Source organism: Streptomyces sp. NPDC026659 (assembly GCF_040638245.1).
Classification (GTDB): Bacteria; Actinomycetota; Actinomycetes; order Streptomycetales; family Streptomycetaceae; genus Streptomyces.
On the sequence record NZ_JBEZXY010000006.1, the window covers coordinates 189,351 to 211,771 of the forward strand.

The 22,421-nt window shown below is 72.5% G+C and carries 21 protein-coding genes; 15 read left to right on the top strand and 6 right to left on the bottom strand.

Annotation, left to right across the window (positions count from 1 at the left end; translation table 11 throughout):
• The first annotated feature begins 48 nt into the window (after positions 1-48).
• From AB0E91_RS17210 to AB0E91_RS17225, 4 genes are all read left to right on the top strand, one after another.
• The gene (locus AB0E91_RS17210; RefSeq protein WP_361781819.1) at positions 49-1,137 is read left to right on the top strand and encodes a glycine betaine/L-proline ABC transporter ATP-binding protein; all 1,089 of its coding nucleotides are present in this window, start codon (positions 49-51) and stop codon (positions 1,135-1,137) included.
• Positions 1,130-3,745, top strand: a complete 2,616-nt coding sequence (locus AB0E91_RS17215; protein ID WP_361781822.1) for an ABC transporter permease/substrate binding protein — start codon at positions 1,130-1,132, stop codon at positions 3,743-3,745. Before AB0E91_RS17210 ends, AB0E91_RS17215 begins: the two co-directional genes overlap by 8 nt.
• 436 nt (positions 3,746-4,181) lie before the next feature.
• Positions 4,182-4,754: an XRE family transcriptional regulator gene (locus tag AB0E91_RS17220; protein ID WP_361781825.1), complete on the top strand. Its 573-nt coding sequence runs from the start codon at positions 4,182-4,184 to the stop codon at positions 4,752-4,754.
• The gene (locus AB0E91_RS17225) at positions 4,754-5,491 is read left to right on the top strand and encodes a helical backbone metal receptor (protein WP_361781828.1); all 738 of its coding nucleotides are present in this window, start codon (positions 4,754-4,756) and stop codon (positions 5,489-5,491) included. The genes AB0E91_RS17220 and AB0E91_RS17225 overlap by 1 nt, the downstream gene beginning before the upstream one ends.
• Here the strand turns inward: AB0E91_RS17225 and AB0E91_RS17230 are convergent.
• The gene (locus AB0E91_RS17230) at positions 5,403-6,560 is read right to left on the bottom strand and encodes a TDT family transporter (RefSeq protein WP_361781831.1); all 1,158 of its coding nucleotides are present in this window, start codon (positions 6,558-6,560) and stop codon (positions 5,403-5,405) included. The genes AB0E91_RS17225 and AB0E91_RS17230 overlap by 89 nt on opposite strands.
• Positions 6,561-6,629: 69 nt before the next feature.
• Here AB0E91_RS17230 and AB0E91_RS17235 point away from each other — a divergent pair, with 69 nt between their 5' ends.
• Positions 6,630-7,535, top strand: coding sequence for a LysR family transcriptional regulator (locus AB0E91_RS17235; RefSeq protein ID WP_361781834.1), 906 nt, complete (start codon positions 6,630-6,632; stop codon positions 7,533-7,535).
• Between the two features lie 28 nt (positions 7,536-7,563).
• Here the strand turns inward: AB0E91_RS17235 and AB0E91_RS17240 are convergent, their stop codons facing one another.
• Positions 7,564-8,259: a gamma-glutamyl-gamma-aminobutyrate hydrolase family protein gene (locus AB0E91_RS17240; RefSeq protein ID WP_361781837.1), complete on the bottom strand. Its 696-nt coding sequence runs from the start codon at positions 8,257-8,259 to the stop codon at positions 7,564-7,566.
• Positions 8,260-8,311: 52 nt separating this feature from the next.
• Positions 8,312-9,124, bottom strand: coding sequence for an FCD domain-containing protein (locus tag AB0E91_RS17245; RefSeq protein ID WP_361781840.1), 813 nt, complete (start codon positions 9,122-9,124; stop codon positions 8,312-8,314).
• Between the two features lie 96 nt (positions 9,125-9,220).
• Between AB0E91_RS17245 and AB0E91_RS17250 the strand changes: the two genes are divergently transcribed.
• From AB0E91_RS17250 to AB0E91_RS17265, 4 genes are all read left to right on the top strand, one after another.
• The gene (locus tag AB0E91_RS17250) at positions 9,221-10,579 is read left to right on the top strand and encodes a glutamine synthetase family protein (protein WP_361114819.1); all 1,359 of its coding nucleotides are present in this window, start codon (positions 9,221-9,223) and stop codon (positions 10,577-10,579) included.
• 66 nt (positions 10,580-10,645) lie between these two features.
• Positions 10,646-12,019 (top strand): aldehyde dehydrogenase family protein, encoded by a 1,374-nt coding sequence (locus tag AB0E91_RS17255; protein WP_361781844.1) that lies wholly within the window; start codon positions 10,646-10,648, stop codon positions 12,017-12,019.
• The gene (locus AB0E91_RS17260) at positions 12,016-12,798 is read left to right on the top strand and encodes a 3-oxoacyl-ACP reductase (RefSeq protein ID WP_361781847.1); all 783 of its coding nucleotides are present in this window, start codon (positions 12,016-12,018) and stop codon (positions 12,796-12,798) included. Before AB0E91_RS17255 ends, AB0E91_RS17260 begins: the two co-directional genes overlap by 4 nt.
• Before the next feature lie 25 nt (positions 12,799-12,823).
• Positions 12,824-14,065, top strand: a complete 1,242-nt coding sequence (locus AB0E91_RS17265; RefSeq protein ID WP_361781850.1) for a haloacid dehalogenase-like hydrolase — start codon at positions 12,824-12,826, stop codon at positions 14,063-14,065.
• Positions 14,066-14,093: 28 nt separating this feature from the next.
• Here AB0E91_RS17265 and AB0E91_RS17270 read toward each other — a convergent pair whose 3' ends face one another.
• Positions 14,094-15,296, bottom strand: coding sequence for an amino acid deaminase/aldolase (locus AB0E91_RS17270; RefSeq protein ID WP_361781853.1), 1,203 nt, complete (start codon positions 15,294-15,296; stop codon positions 14,094-14,096).
• A gap of 274 nt (positions 15,297-15,570) precedes the next feature.
• Between AB0E91_RS17270 and AB0E91_RS17275 the strand changes: the two genes are divergently transcribed.
• Together AB0E91_RS17275 and mycP are read left to right on the top strand one after the other, a co-directional pair.
• Positions 15,571-17,073: a hypothetical protein gene (locus AB0E91_RS17275; protein WP_361781856.1), complete on the top strand. Its 1,503-nt coding sequence runs from the start codon at positions 15,571-15,573 to the stop codon at positions 17,071-17,073.
• A complete protein-coding gene (gene mycP / locus AB0E91_RS17280) occupies positions 17,070-18,293 on the top strand; it encodes a type VII secretion-associated serine protease mycosin (protein WP_361781859.1) in 1,224 nt (407 codons plus the stop codon). The genes AB0E91_RS17275 and mycP overlap by 4 nt, the downstream gene beginning before the upstream one ends.
• On the opposite strand, the gene AB0E91_RS17285 is transcribed toward mycP, so the two are convergent.
• Complete coding sequence (locus AB0E91_RS17285; RefSeq protein ID WP_361781862.1) at positions 18,290-19,252, bottom strand: serine hydrolase; 963 nt, start codon at positions 19,250-19,252, stop codon at positions 18,290-18,292. The genes mycP and AB0E91_RS17285 overlap by 4 nt on opposite strands.
• A 158-nt stretch (positions 19,253-19,410) precedes the next feature.
• Between AB0E91_RS17285 and AB0E91_RS17290 the strand changes: the two genes are divergently transcribed.
• Positions 19,411-20,148, top strand: a complete 738-nt coding sequence (locus tag AB0E91_RS17290; protein WP_361781865.1) for an SseB family protein — start codon at positions 19,411-19,413, stop codon at positions 20,146-20,148.
• Positions 20,149-20,151: 3 nt separating this feature from the next.
• On the opposite strand, the gene AB0E91_RS17295 is transcribed toward AB0E91_RS17290, so the two are convergent.
• The gene (locus tag AB0E91_RS17295) at positions 20,152-20,508 is read right to left on the bottom strand and encodes a DUF1844 domain-containing protein (protein WP_361781868.1); all 357 of its coding nucleotides are present in this window, start codon (positions 20,506-20,508) and stop codon (positions 20,152-20,154) included.
• Between the two features lie 407 nt (positions 20,509-20,915).
• Here AB0E91_RS17295 and infC point away from each other — a divergent pair, with 407 nt between their 5' ends.
• The 3 genes from infC (at position 20,916) to rplT (ending at position 22,388) form a co-directional block, all read left to right on the top strand.
• Complete coding sequence (gene infC / locus AB0E91_RS17300; RefSeq protein ID WP_361782450.1) at positions 20,916-21,593, top strand: translation initiation factor IF-3; 678 nt, start codon at positions 20,916-20,918, stop codon at positions 21,591-21,593.
• Positions 21,594-21,703: 110 nt separating this feature from the next.
• A complete protein-coding gene (rpmI, locus tag AB0E91_RS17305) occupies positions 21,704-21,898 on the top strand; it encodes a 50S ribosomal protein L35 (protein ID WP_018549118.1) in 195 nt (64 codons plus the stop codon).
• 106 nt (positions 21,899-22,004) lie between these two features.
• Positions 22,005-22,388 carry a 50S ribosomal protein L20 gene (rplT, locus tag AB0E91_RS17310; RefSeq protein ID WP_162469411.1) on the top strand — a complete coding sequence of 128 codons (384 nt, stop codon included), beginning with the start codon at positions 22,005-22,007 and terminating at the stop codon, positions 22,386-22,388.
• Positions 22,389-22,421 lie beyond the last annotated feature (33 nt).

The following is a 22,421-nucleotide window of genomic DNA, read 5'->3' on the forward strand; positions in this document are numbered from 1 at the left end:
AGAACGGCCGCTCGTCTGCTCCCCCTGCCGTCGAGACGAGAGGTACGCATGTCCGCCAGACTTGCCGCCGAGCACCTGTACAAGGTGTTCGGACCGGAACCGGACCAGGCAGTGCAAAGGCTCGAACAGGGCGCCGACCGTGAGAAGTTGAGGGCGGAGGGCGTCACCGCCGCCGTCATCGACGCCTCCTTCTCCGTCGAGCCGGGGGAGATCTTCGTGGTCATGGGCCTGTCCGGCTCCGGCAAGTCCACCCTGTTGCGGATGCTCAACGGCCTCCTCGAACCGACCTCGGGCCAGGTCTCCTTCGACGGCCAGGACCTCACCGCGCTCAAGGCGCCCCAGCTGCGCGAGGTGCGCGCCCACAAGATCAGCATGGTCTTCCAGCACTTCGCGCTCTTCCCGCACCGCAGCGTCCGCGCCAACGCCGCCTACGGCCTGGAGGTCCAGGGCGTGCCCCGCGCCGAGCGCGAGCGCCGCGCCGACGAGGCCCTCGCACTGTGCGGCCTGGCCGGGTGGGAGGACTCCTGGCCCGACGAACTCTCCGGCGGCATGCAGCAGCGCGTCGGCCTCGCCCGCGCCCTCGCCACCGACGCCGACCTGCTGCTCATGGACGAGTCCTTCAGCGCGCTCGACCCGCTGATCCGCCGTGACATGCAGGACCAGCTCCTGGAACTGCAGAAGACGCTGCGCAAGACCATCGTCTTCATCACCCACGACCTCAACGAGGCCATGCGCCTGGGCGACCGCATCGCCGTCATGCGCGACGGCCGCGTCGTCCAGACCGGCACCGCCGAGGACATCCTGCTGCGTCCCGCCGACGACTACGTCGCCTCCTTCACCCAGGACGTCGACCGGGCCCGGGTCCTGACCGCCGGGGCCGTCATGGACACCGACGTGCGCGGCGACGAGGCCGACTGCGGCTGCGAGACCGCCACGCCCCGGACGCCGTTCACCGACCTGTGCGCGATCAGCGCCCGGCTCTCGCACCCCGTGGCCGTCGTCGACGACCAGGGCGAACTCGTCGGAGTCGTGCCCCGACAGCGGCTCGTCGGCTTCGTCGGCGAGGAGGAGGGCGGCCCGGAACCCTGCGACAACCGGCGCGACCAGGGCGGGAAGAAGGTGACCGCCCATGCCTAGGATTCCGCTCGGCGCCTGGGTCAACGACGTCGTCGACTGGCTCACCGGCCACATGGCGTGGCTGTTCGACTTCTTCAAGACGGTCTTCCAGGGCACCTACGACGGCATCGACACCGTCCTCCAGGCGCCCCCGCCGCTGATCCTCGCGGGCATCCTCGCGATCGTCGCCTTCTGGCTGCGCGGCACCGTCGCCGGTGTCCTCACCTTCGCGGGGTTCGCCTTCGTCGACTCCCTCGGGCTGTGGGACGACGCGATGGTCACCCTGTCGCTGGTCCTCGTCGCCACGATCATCGCCCTGGTCGTCTCGGTGCCCGTCGGCGTGTGGGCGGCCCGCTCCGACCGCGTCAGCGGCCTGGTCCGGCCCGTCCTCGACTTCATGCAGACGCTGCCCGCGATGATCTACCTCATCCCGGCCATCCTGTTCTTCGGCACCGGAGCCCCGGCCGGAATCGTCGCCACCCTGATCTTCGCGCTCGCTCCCGGCGTGCGCATGACCGAGCTGGGCATCCGGCAGGTCGACAAGGAACTGGTCGAGGCGGCCGACGCGTTCGGCACCACGCCCCGCGACACCCTGCTGCGGGTGCAGCTGCCGCTGGCCCTCCCGACCGTGATGGCCGGCGTCAACCAGGTCATCATGCTCGGCCTCTCCATGGCCGCGATCGCCGGCATGGTCGGCACCGGCGGTCTCGGCGGCGACGTCAACGAGGCCATCGGCCAGCTCGACGTCGGCCTCGGCTCCGAGGCGGGCATCGCCATCGTCATCCTCGCCATCTACCTCGACCGGATGACCAGCGCCCTCGGCACCCAGGTCTCCCCGGTCGGCCGCCGCGCCGCCGCCAAGCTGCGCGCGGTACGCGGCGTACGCATCGGCTCCTACCGGCCGCGCCCCGCCGTCGCCGTGGTCGGCATCGTCGTGCTCGCGCTGGTCGCGGGCGGCATGGGAATCTTCGGCGGCGGCCACGGGTCCACCACCACCGCCGACAGTCAGAACGTCGGCCAGGGCAAGAAGATCAGCATCGGCTACATCCCCTGGGACGAGGGCGTCGCCTCCACCTTCCTCTGGAAGGAGATCCTGGAGCGGCGCGGCTACGAGGTCGAGGCCAAGCAGTTCGACGCGGGCCCGCTCTACACCTCGCTCGCCCAGGGCGACATCGACTTCGAGACCGACTCCTGGCTGCCCACCACCCATGAGCAGTACTGGAAGAAGTACGGCAAGCACCTCGACGACCTCGGCTCCTGGTACGGGCAGACCTCCCTGGAGCTCGCGGTGCCCTCCTACCTGAAGGGCGTCGACTCCCTGGCCGACCTCAAGGGCCGGGCGTCGGAGTTCGGCGGGAAGATCACCGGCATCGAGTCCAGCGCCGGTGAGATGGCTCTGCTCAAGTCCAAGGTGCTCCCCGCCTACGGCCTCGACAAGGAGTACAAGGTCGTCGACAGCTCCACCCCGGCGATGCTCGCCGAGCTGAAGCGGGCGTACGCGAAGAAGCAGCCGATCGTCGTCACGCTCTGGTCGCCGCACTGGGCGTACAACGACTACGCCCTGACCAAGCTCAAGGACCCCGAGGGCGCCTGGGGCAAGGGCGACGGCGTGCACACCCTCAGCCGCAAGGGCTTCGCCGCCGACAACCCCGTCGTCGGCCAGTGGCTGAAGAACTTCAGGATGAGCGAGAAGCAGCTCACCAGCCTGGAAGCCGAGATCAACAAGGCCGGCAAGGGCAGGCAGCAGGACGCCGTCCGCGCCTGGCTCAAGAAGAACCCCGGCGTCGTCGACAAGCTCGCCCCGGTGAAGAACGCCGGCGGCGCCGTGCCCGCCGAGGCCAAGCGCGCCGTCGACGTCGCCTGGTTCCCCTGGGACGAGGACATCGCCGTCACCTACCTGTGGAAGAACGTCCTGGAGCGGCGCGGCTACAAGCTGAACCTGAAGCAGATGGACGTCGGCCCGGTCTACACCGGCCTCGCCTCCGGCGACCTCGACGTCAACTTCGACGCCTGGCTGCCGTACGCCCAGAAGAACTTCTGGGACAAGAGCAAGGACCGGCTCAAGGATCTCGGCACCTGGTACCGGCCGACCTCCCTCGAAGTGGCCGTGCCCTCCTACGTCAAGGACGTGAAGTCCCTGGCCGACCTCAAGGGCAAGTCCTCCCGGTTCCACGGGAAGATCATCGGCATCGAGCCCGGCACCGGTGAGATGAACCTGCTCAAGACCAAGGTCCTGCCCGGCTACGGCCTGGACAAGGAGTACAAGGTCGTCGACGGCTCCACCCCGGCGATGCTGGCCGAGCTGAAGCGGGCCTACGCCAAGAAGGAGCCCGTGGCCGTGGTGCTGTGGTCGCCGCACTGGGCGTACAGCGAGTACGCCCTGACCAAGCTGGCCGACCCGAAGAAGGCGTTCGGCGTGGGCAACACCATCCGCACCATCTCCAGCCGGAAGTTCCCGGAGCAGTACCCGCAGCTCACCGAGTGGATCAAGAGTTTCAGGATGAGCGAGGACGAGCTGGGCAGCCTGGAGGCGCGGATCACCAAGGCGGGCCAGGGCAAGGCCGAGCAGGCCGTCGCCGCCTGGGTGAAGGAACACCCGGAGGTCGCGGAGCGCATGACCCCGCAGTGACGACCCGGTAGGGCGCGCACGGAAAGAATCCGGCCAACCACACAGCGCGAGCCGACGCCCCGGGCGCCGCACGCCACCCGTCCGCCCGGCACCGTCCCCAGGTGCCGGGCGGACGGCGTGTACACCTGGGAACACCTCGGGCGGCGAAGGCATTGAAACGTACACCAGGGGTGCCCGGCGGGCCCTGAGGGAAGGATCGGCCGGACGCCGGGCAGCCGACCGACGGTCACGGGCCACAGGGGCGCGGGGCCGGAGCCGGTGGCGTGAACCGTGGTGTTGGCCGTGACCGGTATGACATCGATGCGACAGACGCGCAGAACGGTTTGCCGAACATGCGTAGGGTGCAGACAACCTTGCGGACAACGTTTCCGGACACGGGCGCCCCCGAATGGGTACCCGGGCAGCCGCGCGACGCCTGAAGGAGGGAGCCGCAGCGATGGGCGACCACAAAGAACAACAGCCCGTGCGGGTCGGCGCGGCCGTCCGGCGGCGTCGCCGCGCGCTCGAACTCACCCTCGCGGTCGTGTCGGAGCGCAGCGGCCTGTCGGTGCCCTTCCTCAGCCAGGTGGAGAACGACCGGGCCCGCCCGAGCCCCACCTCCCTGGAGAAGCTGGCCGACGCCCTGCGCACCACCGCCGTGGAACTCCTCGCCGCCGCCGACCCCGCGTGCAGCGTCGACGTCGTACGCGCCGAGCACGTGGAGGAGGGCGACTTCGAGCCGCGCACGCGCCCGCTGGTGCGCGGACACCATCAGCTGCACGCCTCCGAGTTCACCGGCGACCACGACGCGGGCCGCGAGTTCCGGCACCGCAACGACGAGCTGATGTACGTCGCCGACGGCGCGGTGGAGATCGAGGCCGAGGGCCGCGCCTACCGCCTCGGCCGGGGCGACACCCTGTACCTGACCGGTGGTGTCCGGCACCGCTGGCGGGCCACCGTGCCGGACACCCGGGTCGTCGTCGTGGCCGTCGCCGAGCACATCGAGGCGGTCAAGGACCGGTCCCGCTAGTGCGGGAGGTCTCCCCGGCGCGGGTGGTCTCCCTGGTCCCGTCCCTCACGGAGGCGGTGGCCACCACCCTGCCGGGAGCCCTCGTCGGGGCCACCGACTGGTGCACCCACCCGGCCGGTCTCGACGTCACCCGGATCGGCGGCACCAAGAACCCCGACATCGCGCGGATCACCGCCCTCGCCCCCGACCTGGTGATCGCCAACGAGGAGGAGAACCGCGCCCCCGACCTCGCCGCCCTGCGCGCGGCGGGCCTGAACGTGCTGGTCACCGAGGTGCGCACCCTTCCGCAGTCCTTCCCCGAGCTGGACCGGGTGCTCACCGCCTGCGGCGCCCGGACCCGCCCCCGCTGGCTCGACGAGGCCGAGGCCGCCTGGACCGCGCTCCCCGCCCCGGAGACGCCCGCCACCGCCGTCGTACCGATCTGGCGCCGCCCCTGGATGGTCCTCGGCCGCGACACCTTCGCGGGCGACGTCCTGGCCCGCCTCGGCATCCGCAACGCCTATGCCGGCCACCCCGAGCGCTACCCCCGCGTCCCCCTGCCCGAGCTGTGCGCGACCGCCCCTGACCTGGTCGTCCTCCCCGACGAGCCCTACCGCTTCACCCCCGGCGACGGCCCCGAGTCCTTCCCCGGGCTGCCCTGCGCCCTGGTCAGCGGACGGCACCTGACCTGGTACGGACCCTCACTGGCCGAGGCTCCGCGGGTGCTGGCGGAGGCGCTGCGGGCAGCCGCCCGCTGAGCAGACCGCGCACGGTGCCGGACGCGGCGGCGGCCCAGGCGGCCAGCAGCAGGACGTACAGCGCGACCGCGAGCACCGCGTACGCCGTCAGACCGGTGTGCCGGGCGAGCGAGGCCGCGCCCGTGACACACGTGCCCACCGGGAAGGTGAACGCCCACCACGTCAGCGAGAACCCCATCCCGCGCCGCCGCGCCCGCACCACCTGCGCGGCGGCGAACGCCAGCCACAGCAGCGTGAACCCCATGACCGGCACCCCGTACAGCACGGCGAACACCGCGAGCCCGTGCGCGTACGGCTCCGGTACGACCCCGGGCGCCAGGTCCGCGACGGCGCCGGTCGCGGTGGTGGACTGGCCCAGCGGGCCGAGGACCAGGAACAGGGCCGGGGTGAGCGCGAGCGGCAGCGGGCCCGCGACGAGGAGGCGCGCGAGGATCAGCGGCAGCATCAGCAGCGTGGCCAGCAGGCTGAGCCCGAACAGCGCGAAGCAGCCGAGCAGCAGGGTCGCGCGCGGCTGCCCCGGCGGCAGATGAGGGACGAGCGCCGGACCCAGCGCGGCCGACACCATCGGGGCGACCAGCGGCAGCAGCCAGACCGGGGTGGCCTGCCCGGGTTCGATCCGGTGCCGTACGACCATCAGATACGGCACCGCGACCGCCGCCGCGAGCCCCACCGCCGTACCCGCCGTGAACAGCACGGCGTCCAGCACGACCGCCGTCCCGGTGCCGAGCAGGCCCCGCCCCGCCGTGAGGGCGGCGCCGCCGACCGCCAGCAGGGCCATCGACAGACAGCCGTAGAACGGCGCCGTCGCCGGGTCGAGCAGGTGGGCGCGGGCCTGGTCGCGGTGGTGGGTCCAGTGCAGGGCGCGGGCGGTGAGGAGTGCGGCCAGGAGCAGGAGGGACAGGACCCAGACGGCGGCGAGCAGGGCGTGCGGCGGCCGCGCGTGCGCGGGCAGGGCGGTACCCGTCCCGGCGATGGCGGCCGTGCCCATGACGGCGGCGTACCAGTTGGGGCCGAGATGCCGGACGCGGACGGCCCGTGCGGCGGGCGGGCAGAGGACAGGTGTGACCATGACACCAGTTTCCCGTACATAAAAGCCCTGACCAGGGGCCCTGTCTCTATCAGGGCATAAGCTGGGTTTATGAGTGAGAGCGAGGGTCCGCTGGCGCACCGGGTGCCCGACCTGGGCGCGCTGGAGCTGCTGCTCGCCGTGGCGCGGCTCGGCAGTCTGGGCGCGGCGGCCCGGGAGCTGGGCATCACCCAGCCCGCCGCGAGCAGCCGGCTGCGGTCCATGGAGCGGCAGCTCGGCGTGGCCCTGGTGGACCGTTCCCCGCGCGGCTCGCGCCTGACCGACGCGGGCGCCCTGGTCACCGACTGGGCGCGGCGGGTGGTGGAGGCGGCCGAGGCGTTCGACGCGGGGGCGCGGGCGCTGCGCGACCGGCGGGACTCGCGGCTGCGGGTCGCGGCCAGCATGACCATCGCGGAGTATCTGCTGCCCGGCTGGCTGCTCGCCCTGCACGCCGGGCGCCCCGGTACGGCGGTCTCGCTGCTCGCGGGCAACTCGGCGCGGGTCGCCGAACTGCTCCTCGCGGGCGAGGCCGATCTCGGCTTCGTGGAGGGGCTGACCGTGCCGACGGCCCTGGACTCGGCGGTCGTCGCCCGGGACCGCCTGGTCGTCGTCACCGCGCCCACCCATCCGTGGGCCCGCCGGAGCCGCCCGCTCGACCCCGAGGAACTCGCCGCCACCCCGCTCATCCTCCGCGAACGCGGCTCCGGCACCCGGCAGGTCCTGGACGCGGCCCTCGGCGGCCTCGCCCGCCCGCTGATCGAGCTGTCCTCCACCACGGCGGTGAAGGCGGCGGCCGTGGGCGGGGCCGGGCCGTCGGTGCTCAGCGAACTGGCCGTGGGGGAGGAGCTGGCGACCCGGCGTCTGGTAGGTATCCCGGTGGCAGGCCTGGAGCTGCGGCGTGAGCTGCGGGCGGTGTGGCCGACGGGACACCGGCCCACGGGTCCGGCGCGTGAACTCCTTGCGCTGACCCGCAGTTGAGCCGTAGCGGTGCCAGTGCGGGCCGGGTTCAGGAGGCCGCCGCGTCCACCAGCGCCCGCATGACCTGTACGTCCTCGCCCATCTCGGGGTGCCACTGCACACCGAGCACCCACCCGTCGGCCGACGGCAGCTCGACCGCCTCCACCGTGCCGTCGGCCGCGTGGGCGGAGGGGACCAGACCCCGGCCCAGACGGTCCACGCACTGGTGGTGGTACGTCGGCACCTCTGCCGTGTCCTCCGCGGCGAGCTTGGCGTAGAGCGTGCCCGGCACCGGGGTCACCGGGTGGGTGCCGATGACCCCGACCGCCTTCACATGGCCGTCCAGGTGCTGGACGAGGGTGCCGCCGAGGGCGACGTTCAGCAGCTGCAACCCCCGGCAGATGCCGAGGAGCGGTACGCGGGCTTCCAGCGCGGCCTCGATCAGGGCCAGCTCCCAGGCGTCCCGTTCGGGGGCGGGCGGGCCGGTGAGCGGGGAGCGCTCCGCGCCGTAGCGGGCCGGGTCCACGTCGGGGCCGCCCGCGATCACCAGGCCGTCGAGGCGGGCCACGGTGGCGGCGGCACGCTCGGGGGCGTCCGGCGGGAGGAGGGCCGCGATGCCTCCGGCCCGCTGCACCAGCCGGGGGTAGGCGGCGGGCAGCAGGGCCGTGGGCAGGTCCCACACGCCCCAGCGGGCGGAGCCTTCCAGGTAGGTGCTCACACCGATCAGTGGCGGTTGTGCGGTCACGCTGTGCTCCCGTCGTGCAAAGGTTTCCATGCCTACCTTTGCAGAACCTGGCTCACGCAAGGAAGCCCCGCAACAGCGCCGCCGTGCCCGCGCAGTGCTCGCGCGCGATCTCCCGCGCGGCCTCCGCGTCCCCGCTGAGCACCGCCTCCACGAGCGCGGTGTGCTGGCGCTGGGAGTGCTCCAGGTTGCGCACCAACAGGGGGATGCAGTCCAGGAGTTCGTTGACGTCAGCCCGTACCGCCGCGTACTGCGCCGCCAGCGAGGGCGAGCCACACAGCTCGGCCAGGGTCAGGTGCAGCAGGGTGTCCAGGCGGCGGTACTCCGCGAGGGGCGCGTCGTGCGTGCGCTCCAGGGCCCGCCGCAGCCGGGCCGCGTCCTCCGGCGTCAGCCCGTGCGCCGCGCACAGCCCGGCCGCGCCGGTCTCCAGCACCTCGCGGAAGCGGAGCACGTCCTCGATGTCGACCTCGGCGATCCGGCGCCGCAACTCGTCCTCGCCGCCCGCGTCCGCGCGGGGCCGTACGAACGTGCCGCCGTACCTCCCGCGCCGCGACTCGACCAGGCCCTGGTCGTGCAGCACCTTCAGGACCTCGCGCAGGGTCACCCGGCTGATCCCGAGACGCTCCGCCAACTCCCTTTCGGCGGGCAGTCGTTCACCGCCGGGCACCAGTCCGAGGCGGACCACCTGGAGGATCTGCTCCAGCGCCTCCTCGAAACCGTTGCCCGCGCGTACGGGGCGCAGCACGGCGTCCAGGCGGTCGCCCGGCTCGCGCGCGCCGGCCTCCCGTACGCCGGCCTCCCGTACGCCCGTTTCCCGTACGCCCGTTTCCCGTACGTGGGTTGCCCGTATGTCGGTGTCCCGCGGCATCCGGCCGCGCCCCCTTCCCAAGCAATGGTTTCCGGCAATACCTTATGGCCACCGGACCGGCCACACCGCGCGAAGGAGCCTAAGGAGGCTTTCCAGGTGGCAGACCGCACACCCCCGCTGACCGTCGAGGAACTGCGGGCGCTCGTCGCCGGCGGCGAGATCGACACCGTCGTCCTCGCCTTCCCCGACATGCAAGGGCGGCTCCAGGGCAAGCGGTTCGCCGCGCGCTTCTTCCTCGACGAGGTCCTCGGCCACGGCACCGAGGGCTGCAACTACCTCCTCGCCGTCGACACCGAGATGAACACCGTCGACGGCTACGCCATGTCCTCCTGGGACCGGGGCTACGGCGACTTCGCCATGCGCCCCGACCCGGCCACCCTGCGCCGTCTGCCCTGGCATCCGGGCACCGCGCTGCTCCTGGCCGACCTCGCCTGGGAGGACGGCTCCCCGGTCACCGCCGCCCCGCGCCAGATCCTGCGCCGCCAGCTCGACCGGCTCGCCGCGCTCGGCTACACCGCCCAGGTCGGCACCGAGCTGGAGTTCATCGTCTTCAAGGACAGCTACGAGCAGGCGTGGGACGCCAACTACCAGGGCCTCACCCCGGTCAACCAGTACAACGTCGACTACTCCATCCTCGGCACCGGCCGCGTCGAACCCCTCCTGCGCCGCCTGCGCAACGACATGGCGGGCGCCGGGCTCACCGTCGAGTCCGCCAAGGGCGAGTGCAACCCCGGCCAGCACGAGATCGCCTTCCGCTACGACGAGGCCCTGGTCACCTGCGACCAGCACGCGTTGTACAAGACCGGTGCGAAGGAGATCGCCGCGCAGGAGGGGGTGTCCCTGACGTTCATGGCGAAGTTCAACGAACGCGAGGGCAACTCCTGCCACATCCACCTCTCGCTGGCCGACGCCTCCGGCGGCAACGCGATGGCCGGACCCGACGGGATGTCCGACGTGATGCGGCACTTCCTCGCGGGGCAACTCGCCGCGCTGCGCGACTTCGCGCTCCTGTACGCCCCCAACATCAACTCGTACAAGCGCTTCCAGCCGGGCTCCTTCGCGCCCACCGCCGTCGCGTGGGGGCACGACAACCGGACCTGCGCGCTGCGCGTCGTCGGCCATGGGCGGTCGCTCCGCTTCGAGAACCGGCTGCCGGGCGGGGACGTGAATCCGTACCTCGCGGTGGCGGGGCTCGTCGCTGCCGGGCTGTACGGCATCGAGCAGGGGCTCGAACTGCCCGAGCCGTGCGCGGGGAACGCCTACGCCGCCGAGTACGACCACGTGCCCGCGACCCTGCGCGAGGCCGCCGACGTCTGGGCGGCGAGCCCGCTGGCGAAGGAGGCGTTCGGGGAGGAGGTCGTCGCGCACTACCTGAACATGGCGCGGGTGGAACTGGCCGCGTTCGACGCGGCGGTGACGGACTGGGAGCTGCGGCGATCGTTTGAACGGCTGTGACGAACGCTTGTGAACCGCGTACACACCCCCGACGCCCGTGAACCGGCCCCCGCGAAAGGTCACCCCTTGACGGACCCGCACGAACTCCCGGTGGTCAACCCCGCCACGGAGGAACTTGTCGCCACCGTCCCCGCCGCGAGCGGGGACGACGTGGCCGCCGCCGTCACCCGCGCCGCCCGCGCGCAGGAGCCCTGGGCCGCCCTCGCCCCCGCCGACCGCGCCCGGCTGCTGCGCCGCTTCGCCGACACCGTCGACGCCCACACCGAGGAACTGGCCCGACTGGAGGTCCGCGAGGCCGGTCACACCATCGGCAACGCCCGCTGGGAGGCCGGCAACGCCCGTGACCTCCTCCTCTACGCCGCCGGTGGCATCGAACGGCTCCTCGGCAAACAGATCCCCGTACCCGGCGGCTGGGACATCACCTTCCACGAGCCCCTGGGCGTGGTCGGCGTCATCGCCCCCTGGAACTTCCCCATGCCCATCGCCGCCTGGGGCTCCTTCCCGGCGCTCGCCGCGGGCAACGCCGTCGTCCTCAAGCCCGCCGAGACCACCCCGCTCACCGCGCTCCGCCTGGCCGAACTCGCCCTGGAGGCGGGCCTGCCCGAGGACCTCTTCCAGGTGCTGCCGGGATACGGCCACACCGCCGGACGGGCCCTGGTCGAGCACCCCGGCGTCGCCAAGATCGTGTTCACCGGGTCCACCCGCACCGGACGCGAGGTCATGGAGCGCTGCGCCCGGCAGGTCAAGCCGGTCACCCTGGAACTCGGCGGCAAGAGCCCCAACGTCGTCTTCGCCGACGCCGACCTGAAGACCGCCCTCGACCCCTTCTCCTTCCTCGACAACTCCGGCCAGGACTGCTGCGCCCGCACGCGCATCCTGGTCCAGGAGGAGGTGTACGAGGAGGCCCGCGCGTTCCTCGCCGACGCGCTCGCCGCCGTGGTCGTGGGCGACCCCGCCGACGAGAAGACGCAGATGGGACCGCTCATCTCCCGCGCCCAGCTGGACCGCGTCCGCTCCTACGTCCCCGACGACGCCCCCGCCCTGCGCGGCACCGCGCCGGACGGCCCCGGGTTCTGGTTCCCGCCGACCGTCCTCACCGACGTGCCCCCCGACGGCCCGGCCGCCCGCGAGGAGATCTTCGGACCCGTCGCCGTCCTGCTGCCCTTCACCGACGAGCGGGACGCGATCCGGCTCGCCAACGACACCCCCTACGGGCTCTCCGGGTCCGTCTGGACCCGCGACCTCGGCCGCGCCCTGCGCGTCACCCAGGCTGTCCGCGCGGGGAACCTGTCCGTCAACTCCCATTCCAGCGTCCGCTACTGGACCCCGTTCGGCGGCTTCAAACAGTCCGGGCTCGGCCGGGAACTCGGCCCCGACGCCCTGACCGCCTTCACCGAGACCAAGAACGTCTTCATCAGTACGGAGGGCCCCGCACAGTGACCGAGAACCCTGTCTGCCGCCGCCTGGTCGGCCGTACCGCCGTCGTCACCGGAGCCGGGAGCGGCATCGGCCTCGCCACCGCCCGCCGCCTGGCCGCCGAGGGCGCGCACGTCGTCTGCGCCGACATCGACGAGGCCGCCGGGAAGGCCGCCGCCGAGGAGACCCGCGGACTCTTCGTCAAGACCGACGTCACCGACCCCGAGCAGGTCGAGGCGCTGTTCCAGGCCGCCTTCGACACCTACGGCAGCGTCGACATCGCCTTCAACAACGCCGGTATCTCGCCGCCCGACGACGACTCCATCCTCGACACCGGCCTTGAGGCGTGGAAGCGGGTCCAGGAGGTCAACCTCACCTCCGTGTACCTGTGCTGCAAGGCCGCCATCCCCTACATGCGCCGCCAGGGCAAGGGCTCCATCATCAACACGGCATCCTTCGTGGCCCGGATGGGCGCGGCCACCTCCCAGATCTCCTACACCGCCTCCAAGGGCGGCGTGCTCGCCATGTCCCGTGAACTCGGCGTGCAGTTCGCCCGCGAGGGCATCCGGGTCAACGCCCTGTGCCCCGGACCGGTCAACACCCCACTCCTGCAAGAGCTGTTCGCCAAGGACCCGGAGCGGGCCGCCCGCCGCCTCGTCCACATTCCGCTCGGCCGGTTCGCCGAGGCCAACGAGATCGCCGCCGCCGTCGCCTTCCTGGCCAGCGACGACTCCTCCTTCGTCAACGCGACCGACTTCCTGGTGGACGGGGGAATCTCCGGCGCGTATGTAACACCGCTGTAGCACAACGGTGTACGGTCCCCGTCCTATGCGACAGCTTCTCGCCTGGACCCTGGCCGCGGCCGCCGCCCTGGCGGCCGCCCCGCCCCTCGCCCCCACCGCAGCGGCAGCCGACTCCAACTGCCCGAGACTGAGCACCAGTTGGTACGGCGACAACCGCGCTCGACTGCAACGCGTCATCGACGCCCGCGGCACCTGTTCCGGACACCGGGGCGCGGTCGCCGCGTTCGACTGGGACAACACCATCACCAAGAACGACGTCACCGACGCGACCATCTCCTGGGCGCTGCGTCACGACGTCCTGCTCCGTCCGGCCCGCTGGAAGGACACCAGCGCCTGGATGACCGACGCCGCCGACCGCGCGCTCACGGCCGCCTGCGGCACCGGCGCGGGCGTCGCCCTGCGGACCTCCCGGATGCCCCGCTGCACCGACGAGATCCTGGAGATCCGCGAGAACGCGAAGACGATGAGCGGCGCCGCCGCCTTCGCGGGCACCTGGAACCACCGGCACACCGTCCCGCAGTACGCCTGGGTGCCCCAGCTCTTCGCGGGCCGCACCGTCGCCCAGCTCACCTCCTACGCGAGCGCCGCCCGCCGCGAGGCCCTGGCCGCCCCCGTCGGCGCCACCCGCACCCTCGGCACCCACACCGTCCCTGCCTACGTCCGCTACTACGACCAGCAGCGCGACCTCGTCCGCACCCTCCAACGGGCCGGATTCCGCGTCTACATCGTCTCGGCGGGCTCCGAACCCGTCACCGAGGTCTGGTCCCGCGCCCTCGGCGTCGACGCCGCGCACACCATCGCCATCCGCTCCGTCCTCGACCGCCACGGCCGCATCACCTACGCCAACGAGGGCTGCGGCGGCGTCCCGGCCGGCAAGGGCACCGCGATCCCGTACATCGACGGCAAGCGGTGCTGGATCAACCAGGACATCTACGGCATCCACGGCCCCGCCGCCTGGAAGAAACAGCCCGCCGCGAAGCGCATCGCGATCGGCGGCGGCGACGCGGACACCGACGTCACCTTCGTCGGCGACGCCACCGGCGCCCACCTCGTCCTCAACCGCAACAAGGCCGAGCTGATGTGCCGGGCCTACGACAACGCCGACGGCCGCTGGGTGATCAACCCCATGTTCATCGACCCGCTGCCCCGCAAGGCCGAACGGTACCCCTGCTCCACCACCGCCTACAACGCCCCCGACGGAAGCCGCACTCCGGTACTGCGCCCGGACGGCTCGGTGGTGCCGGACCAGGCGGACACCGTGTACTGACCTATGGACAATGCCTGTTGAGGGAGCGTCAGAGGAACGTGTGCCCCTCGCCCCGGTAGGTGGGCACGGTCGCCGTGACCGTGTCCCCCTCCAACAGGTGCAGCACGTCGAACCGTTCGCACAACTCGCCCGCCTTCGCGTGCCGGAACCACACCTTGTCGCCGATCAGCAGATCGTCGGCGGGCGAGCCGAGCAGCGGCGTCTGCACCTCGCCGGCCCCCTCCTGCGGGTCGTACCGCAGCCCCTCGGGCAGATACGGCTCCGGCAGCCGGTCCCGGCCCGCCGCGCCGGACGCGGGATAGCCGCCGCCGAGCACCGTGACGACCCCGACGCCGGGCCGCCGTACGACGGGCAGCGCGAACAGGGCGGCCGGACGGCCCCTGAACGACGTGTAGTTGTCGAACAGCCGGGGCACGTACAGCCCCGAACCGGCCGCGATCTCGGTGACCGCGTCCTCGGCGGCCGTGTACTGCACACTGCCCGTCCCGCCACCGTTGACGAACTCCAGCTCCGGCGCCACCGCCCGCACGGCACGCACCGCCGCCCCGCGCCGCTCGGCCAACTCCCGTCGCGCCGCCGCCTGCATCAGCCGTATCGCCCGCGAACGCACCGGCCGCCCGGCCAACGCGTCCCCGACTCCGGCGACATGACCCTCGTACGCCATGATCCCCACCAGCCGGAACCCGGGCCGACGGGCCACCGACCGCGCCAGCTCGGCCAGTTGGGCGGGGGAGTGCAGCGGAGACCGCCGGGCGCCGACGCGCACGCGCCCGCCCAGCAGTTGCAGCGAGGTGTCCAACTCCAGGCAGACACGTACCACTTCACGCCCACCCTGCCGGGCCGCGTCGATGAGATCCAGCTGCGCCACGTCGTCCACCATCACCGTGACGGCGGCGGCCGCCTTCGGATCGGAGGCCAGCTCCGCGTACCCCGCCCGGTCGGCGGACGGATAGGCCAGCAGCACGTCGTCGAACCCGGAACGCGCGAGCCACAGCGACTCGGCCAGCGTGAACGACATGATCCCCTGGAACCCGTCCCTCGCCAGCACCCGTTCGAGCAGCGCCCGGCAGCGGACCGACTTGGAGGCGACCCGTACGGGCTTCCCCTGAGCCCGGCGCACCAGGTCGTCCGCGTTGGCATCGAAGGCGTCCAGATCCACCAGGGCGAGCGGGGCATCGAGAGCGGCGGTGGCCCGGTCGTACCGGGCCCTGTCGGCGGCACGCGCAGTCATGACGGCAGCCTGCCAGACGCGATTACCGCAGGGTAGGGGGACGTTCCGGGCAGATGCCCCGGGGGTGCGGACTGGTTCCGTCTCCGGGGACGGCAGCCCGTAGAGTGACGCGCACGTACGGCGGAGCGCCCCCGGCCGCATCGGCTGAACAGGGATGGCCGTCGGGCCGTACGGGTATGCGTGCCCGGACGGAACTCGCCCGCCGGGCCCGGCCGACCAGTCAGAACGGCCCGCGCACGAGCAGTCGGCCCGGGCAACAGGAAACGGGGGGTGCATGAGCACGGAAGCGCGCCGCGCCCCGTCTTCCGAGGCCGACGACTCCGAGGGTTCGTCCACGAGTACCACCGGGAACGACGTGGTGCGGGAGCGTGTCGAGGCCGAGCGGTCCGTGTTCACCCCGCGCCCGCGCGCGAAGAGCACGGGGAACGCGGAGAGCGTGGAGAGCGCGGAGAAGAAGCCGACGGCCGCCGTGCCTGCCCCGGACGCCCCGGCGAGCCCGCCTCCGCCGCCCGCGTCGGCCCGCTTCCCGGACACCCCGCCTGTTGCCAGTCGCTCCGTGGGGGAGGGGGCGGCCAAGGCGTCGGGGGCAGCTGTTCCGCCGCGTCCGGTCGAGGTGGGTGGCAGCCCGGCGCGTCCCGTCGCGCAGGCCGCCGCTCCGGCGGCCCCCGTCCCGCCAACTCGCCCCGCCCCGCGGCCCGTCGTGCCCGCCGAGACGCCCGTGGAGACCACGACCCGGTTGCGTCCCGTGCCGCCCGCGCCCAAGGAGCGTGAGGTATCAACTCCCGCTCGCGATAGTGGAGTTGCGGCCGGTGCTCGGGCCAAGGCGACTCCCGCACCGGGATTCGTCGTCCCCGACTCCGGTGCCGCCTGGAGCCCCGCCGCCCCCGCCCGGCCCCTCCTCGGCAACCCCTCGCCGTCGCCCGACCCCGCCTACAACTGGAGTGCCGGGACGCCCGCGTGGTCGCTCGGGACGTTCGGGGAGCCGGAGCCGTTCGGCGGGGTGCGGGAGTCGGGGCCGATGGGATGGGTGCGGGGGCGTGTCGTCGGCGCCGCCGTCTGCGTCGTGCTCGGGCTCGGGCTCATCGGGGGCGCTGCCGTGGGCAGTTGGCTGAGCGGGGACGGGGGTGCCCAGGCGCCCGCCAGTGCCTACGAGGCCGCCGGGGCGCTCTGGCACAACGTGCCCGTGGACCAGCTCTTTCCGCCCACCGTCGACGGCAAGGGCGCCGGACCCGGCGGGGCCGACCGCGTCTGGACCCGGATCGCCGTGGCTCCCGACAGCGGCTGCGCCGACGCGGTCGACCCGTTGCTGCGCCGCGTTCTCGCCCCCGTCGGCTGCCGCAGGCTGCTGCGCGCCACCTACACCGACGCCACCCAGAGCTATGTCACCACCGTCGGCCTGCTGTTCACCAAGGGCGACCCCGCCGCCATGACCTCGCTCGCCAACCGCTTCCGCAGCGAGCACCTGGACCGGCGCACCGACCTGCTGCCCCGGCCGTACGCCGCCAAGGGCACGGTGGCCGCGACGTTCGGGGACGCGCAGCGCGCCAGCTGGACCGTCGACGTCCTCACGGACGCCCCGGTCGTCGCCTTCGCCGTCTCCGGCTGGGCCGACGGCCGCACGGTCGACACGCCCGAGCCCGCGGCGGACGCCGTACGCGGCGGTGCCACCAGCGCACCGGCGCAGGCCGGTCTCGGCAACGAGGCGCAGGGCCTGGCCGACCGTGTCGAGCGGCGGCTGAGACAGAGAGTCGGACCGGCCACGGAGAAACCCGCATGAGGCGCCCCACCCGCCCCACCCCCACCGTCCGTCGCCCGCGCGCCGCCCGCGCCGTCACCCGCCCGGCGCTGAGCCTCCTGGCCGCCGCCTCCCTCGTGCTGCTCCCCGCCACCGCCGCCCACGCGGACGGCATCCGGGCCCAGCAGTGGGGCCTGGACGCCCTCCACCTGGACGACGCGTGGCGTACGACCCAGGGCCAGGGCGTCACCGTGGCCGTCCTGGACACCGGCGTGGAGGACGACCACCCGGACCTCGCCGGGAACGTCCTGACCGGCAAGGACATGATCGGCTTCGGTGCCGGACCCGGTGACCGCGCCTGGGCCCGGCACGGCACCGCCATGGCGGGCATCATCGCCGGGCACGGCCACGGCCCCGGGGACGCGGCCGGTGTCATGGGCGTCGCGCCCAAGGCGAAGATCCTTCCCGTACGGGTCATCCTGGAGGACGGCGACCCCGCCCGCGGCAAGGCCCGCACCACCCGCGCCAACGCCCTCGCCGAGGGCATCCACTGGGCCGCCGACCACGGCGCCGACGTCATCAACCTCTCCCTCGGCGACGACTCCGACTCCGCGCACCCCGAGCCCACCGAGGACGAGGCCGTGCAGTACGCCCTGCGCAAGGGCGTGGTCGTCGTCGCCTCGGCGGGCAACGGCGGCGACAAGGGGGACCATGTCTCCTACCCGGCGGCCTACCCCGGTGTCGTCGTCGCCACCGCCGTGGACCGCTACGGCACCCGCGCCTCCTTCTCCACCCGCCGCTGGTACGCCACGGTCAGCGCGCCCGGCGTGGACGTCGTGATCGCGGACCCCGACCACCGCTACTACGAGGGCTGGGGCACCTCGGCCGCCTCCGCCTTCGTCTCCGGCGCGGCGGCCCTCATCAAGGCGGCCCACCCCGACCTCACCCCGGCCCAGGTCAAGAAGCTCCTGGAGGACACCGCCCGCAACGCCCCGGCCGGCGGCCGCGACGACTCACGCGGCTTCGGCATGATCGACCCGGCCGCCGCGCTCAAGTCCGCGGCCGGTCTCAAGGCGCAGGGCCTGAAGTCGGCGGCGTACAACGGGAAGTACTTCGGCACGGGCCCCGACGCCCCCAAGCCGACGGGCAGCGCGACCGACTGGGCGGCCCCGCTCGCGGGCGGCACGGGCGGGGTGCTGCTGGTCGCGGCGGTGGTGCTGTGGCGCAGCCGCCGGGAGAACACCGGGAGCCTGATCCCCTAGGTGTCACGGGTGAACGCCGACACCGCCGCTCCCGCCGCCGACTCCACCAGCGAGATCCCCTTCGCCTGGCTCGCCGTCCCGCTGGACAGCACCGCGACCAGGTAGAAGGTGCCGTCGGCCGCCTTGATCCGCCCGATGCTGTTCACCACCCACAGGCCCGTCGTGCTGCGGGGCAGCCAGCCGTTCTTCAGGGCGGTGGTACCGCCCCCGGCGGCGGCCGAGACACCCCAGCGCTGATCGGCGTTCACGGACTCCATCAGCCCGCGGAGGTACGCCCGCGAGGCGGTGCTGAGCAGTGAGTCGTCCCCGAACACCTGCTGGAGCAGGGTGAGTTGATCCTTGGCCGTCGTGCGCGTCAGACCCCACAGCCCGTCCGCCCCGGCCGAGGTCGCCGTCATCCCGAAGCGCTTGTTGGCCGCGTCGAGCCCGTCCGCCCCGCCGATGACCTGCCACAGGGCGCTGGCGGAGGCGTTGTCGCTGGCCTCGATCATCTTCACGGCGTACGCCTTCTCCGCCGCCGTCAGCCGCCGCCCCTCGTCCTGTGCCCGGAGGAGCAGCGCGGCGAGGATGTCCACCTTGACGATGCTCGCGGTAGCGAAGTCCGCCTCGCCGTACACCGCGCTCTGCCCGGAGTCCAGGTCGAGCACCGCCGCCGAGACGGCCGCGCCCGAGGGCAGGTCCACCGCCTTCATCGCCCCGTCGAGCAGCGCCGTACGGTCCACGGCGGCGGGTCGTGTCACGGGTTCCACCGAAGCCTCCTCCTCGACCGCCGGGGCGGAAGCCGACGGCGACGCAGCCGACGATACGGTCCGCCCCCCGTCGTGCGCCCGCGCCTTCACATAGACCGTGCCGCCGGCGGTGACCCCGCCGATCACGACGGCCACCAGCGCGGCGTACAGCAGCGGACGGCGGCGGCCACGGCGGCGACGGCGGTCTCGGCCGCCCGGGGAGGACTCCATGCCGCGATGCTCGGGGTGTGGGCTGTGTGTTCCGTTAGGCGGACGTTAGAGACAGGTCAGCGAATCCCGGTTTCCTGTGAGCCCGGTGACGAACGCGTTACCGCCCGCCGCAAACCCACCGACTTCCCCCGGGCCCGCCCCCGCTAGGCTCGGGCATCGTGGCGAACAAGAACATTCCCGACCCCGGTTTCTCCGACGACGACGGCTCCGCCGACCCCCGGCTGACCGCAGCGCTCGCGGCCTGGGCCGAGGACCGCACCGCTGTCGGACCCGTACTGGAGGCCCTGAAGGGTGCCCGGCTGCTCGTCCCCGTCGTCGCCGTGCTGGGTGAGGTCGAGGTGGACGAGAACGGGCTGCGCCGGGAGAAGACCAGCGACATGGCGGTGCCCACGCTGAAGGCCGCCGGACGTACCGCGCTGCCCGCCTTCACCTCCACGGACTCGCTCGCCCGCTGGGACGCCGCCGCGCGGCCCGTCGCCGTACCGCTGCACCAGGCGCTCCAGGCCGCCGCGCACGAGAAGGCCGACACCGTCCTGCTGGACATGGCGGGGCCGGTGCCCTTCGAGCTGACCGGGCCCGCGCTGCTCGCGCTCGCCGAGGGGCGCACCAGCGTCGACCCGCTCGCCGACCCGGCCGTCGTCGACGCCGTCCGTGCGGCCGTGGCCGCCGAGCCCGCCGTGCTGCGCGCCCACCTCGGTCCCGGGCAGGCCGACGGCACCCTGGCCCTCGTCCTCGACCCCACCGCCGCTCCCGCCGAGGCCGCCCGCGCGGTCGCCGGGCGGCTGGCGGCCGACGAAACGCTGAGGGCCCGCCTGGTGCGCGGCCTCGACCTGGCACTGCTGCCGGCCGGGACCACGCCTCCGGGCGAGCCCCTGTACGTACGAGAGTCCCGGTAGAAGCTAGCCGTACACCGGCCCCGTGTACTTCTCGCCGGGACCCTGGCCCGGGTCGTCCGGGACCAGGGACGCCTCGCGGAAGGCCAGCTGGAGCGACTTGAGGCCGTCGCGCAGCGGGGCCGCGTGGAAGGAGCTGATCTCGGTCGTGCTCGCGTCGAGCAGGCCGGCGAGCGCGGTGATCAGCTTGCGGGCCTCGTCCAGGTCCTTGTACTTCTCGCCCTCCTCGCTCAGCCCCAGCTTCACGGCGGCGGCGCTCATCAGGTTGACGGCGACCGTGACGATCACCTCGACGGCGGGGACCTCGGCGATGTCGCGCGTCATCGCGTCGAAGTCGGTGTTCTCAGGAGGGGTCTCACTCATACCCCACACGATAGGCGCCGGGGTGGTCCGGGCTTCGGGCCGGGCATGATTACGGCTTGTAAAGCGATCGCCGATTAGTGCCGGCAAAACAAGCCTGCTAACCTGGTATCCGACCGGCCGGACAAGCACGCCCTGTGGCGAGCGATCCGGCCCACAAGTGGAGGCTTCGAACTCCCACCTGACCGCCCTCCGGGGCAGCGGGTCACCGGTCAGACGGACCGCGGCAATGCCGACGGCGTCCGTCCGAAGCGCGCCCCGTGATTTTCACGGCGGTGTTCCGGTAGTTCGAGGAACCCGCCTGTGATCGTCCGGGGCATTTTTTGTGCTTCGGCGCGGTTAGGTCTTACGAACACAGACGTTACGCGGCTGTCCGCCAGACCGTCGCGTGGTGCTACCGAGGAGGATCCATCAGCGCCGAGCCCCGCATCAACGACCGGATTCGCGTTCCCGAGGTGCGACTTGTCGGTCCCAGTGGCGAGCAGGTGGGCATTGTCCCGCTGGCCAAGGCACTGGAGCTTGCGCAGGAGTACGACCTGGACCTGGTCGAGGTCGCGGCGAACGCCCGTCCGCCCGTGTGCAAGCTCATGGACTACGGGAAGTTCAAGTACGAGTCGGCCATGAAGGCCCGTGAGGCGCGCAAGAACCAGGCGCACACGGTCATCAAGGAGATGAAGCTCCGGCCGAAGATCGACCCGCACGACTACGACACCAAGAAGGGTCACGTCGTCCGGTTCCTCAAGCAGGGCGACAAGGTCAAGATCACGATCATGTTCCGTGGCCGTGAGCAGTCCCGCCCCGAGCTGGGCTACCGACTGCTGCAGCGCCTCGCGGAGGACGTCCAGGACCTCGGTTTCGTCGAATCGAACCCGAAGCAGGACGGCCGAAACATGATCATGGTCCTCGGTCCGCACAAGAAGAAGACCGAGGCGATGGCCGAGGCCCGCCAGGCGCAGGAAGCCCGCAAGGCGGACGCGAAGGCCAACCCCGGCAAGTCGCAGAACGCCGCGGACGCCGACAGCGTCGAGCACGCCGAGAGCGCCGAGGCTCCTGCCGAGGACGCCGCCGAGGCTTCCGCCGAGGCGTGATCCCAGGGGCGCGAGCCCCGGGGACGCAATCCCATACAAGAGCGACGCTCCACCGTGCCCGGTTTCACGACCGGGCACCGGAGCGCCACCGACGAGGAGATAACGGCGCTATGCCGAAGAACAAGTCGCACAGCGGTGCCAGCAAGCGCTTCAAGGTCACCGGCTCCGGCAAGGTGCTCCGCGAGCGCGCCGGCAAGCGCCACCTGCTCGAGCACAAGTCGTCCCGCGTGACGCGCCGTCTGACCGGCACCGCCGAGATGGCCCCGGGCGACGCCGCGAAGATCAAGAAGCTTCTCGGCAAGTGACGCCTCGGCGCTGACCAAGCGCCGTACGTCTTCACCGGGACCCAATCGTTTCCGGGTCGTGCGAGTCTGAGTCCACTCCACGGCCCCGCTACAAGGAGTTAAAAAAGTGGCACGCGTCAAGCGGGCAGTCAACGCCCACAAGAAGCGCCGGGCGATCCTCGAGGCGGCCTCCGGCTACCGCGGTCAGCGTTCGCGCCTGTACCGCAAGGCCAAGGAGCAGGTCACCCACTCGCTGGTCTACAACTACAACGACCGCAAGAAGCGCAAGGGCGACTTCCGTCAGCTGTGGATCCAGCGCATCAACGCTGCGGCCCGCCAGAACGGCATGACGTACAACCGCCTCATCCAGGGTCTGAAGGCCGCGAACGTCGAGGTCGACCGCAAGATCCTGGCCGAGCTGGCCGTCAACGACGCCGGTGCGTTCGCCGCGCTCGTCGAGGTCGCGCAGAAGGCCCTCCCGGCCGACGTCAACGCGCCCAAGGCTGCGTGACGCTGCGCCGGCTTCAGGCCGGCGCGATTCTAC

What these genes read in the sequence shown, in the direction of transcription:
- AB0E91_RS17235 (WP_361781834.1), top strand. Translation starts at nt 6,630, where the DNA reads ATGAGTGAGAGCGAGGGTCCGCTGGCGCACCGGGTGCCCGACCTGGGC.
- AB0E91_RS17220 (WP_361781825.1), top strand. Translation starts at nt 4,182, where the DNA reads ATGGGCGACCACAAAGAACAACAGCCCGTGCGGGTCGGCGCGGCCGTC.
- AB0E91_RS17210 (WP_361781819.1), top strand. Translation starts at nt 49, where the DNA reads ATGTCCGCCAGACTTGCCGCCGAGCACCTGTACAAGGTGTTCGGACCG.
- AB0E91_RS17245 (WP_361781840.1), bottom strand. Translation starts at nt 9,124, where the DNA reads ATGCCGCGGGACACCGACATACGGGCAACCCACGTACGGGAAACGGGC.
- AB0E91_RS17265 (WP_361781850.1), top strand. Translation starts at nt 12,824, where the DNA reads ATGCGACAGCTTCTCGCCTGGACCCTGGCCGCGGCCGCCGCCCTGGCG.
- AB0E91_RS17230 (WP_361781831.1), bottom strand. Translation starts at nt 6,560, where the DNA reads ATGGTCACACCTGTCCTCTGCCCGCCCGCCGCACGGGCCGTCCGCGTC.
- rpmI (WP_018549118.1), top strand. Translation starts at nt 21,704, where the DNA reads ATGCCGAAGAACAAGTCGCACAGCGGTGCCAGCAAGCGCTTCAAGGTC.
- AB0E91_RS17285 (WP_361781862.1), bottom strand. Translation starts at nt 19,252, where the DNA reads ATGGAGTCCTCCCCGGGCGGCCGAGACCGCCGTCGCCGCCGTGGCCGC.
- AB0E91_RS17215 (WP_361781822.1), top strand. Translation starts at nt 1,130, where the DNA reads ATGCCTAGGATTCCGCTCGGCGCCTGGGTCAACGACGTCGTCGACTGG.
- AB0E91_RS17270 (WP_361781853.1), bottom strand. Translation starts at nt 15,296, where the DNA reads ATGACTGCGCGTGCCGCCGACAGGGCCCGGTACGACCGGGCCACCGCC.
- AB0E91_RS17295 (WP_361781868.1), bottom strand. Translation starts at nt 20,508, where the DNA reads ATGAGTGAGACCCCTCCTGAGAACACCGACTTCGACGCGATGACGCGC.
- AB0E91_RS17275 (WP_361781856.1), top strand. Translation starts at nt 15,571, where the DNA reads ATGAGCACGGAAGCGCGCCGCGCCCCGTCTTCCGAGGCCGACGACTCC.
- mycP (WP_361781859.1), top strand. Translation starts at nt 17,070, where the DNA reads ATGAGGCGCCCCACCCGCCCCACCCCCACCGTCCGTCGCCCGCGCGCC.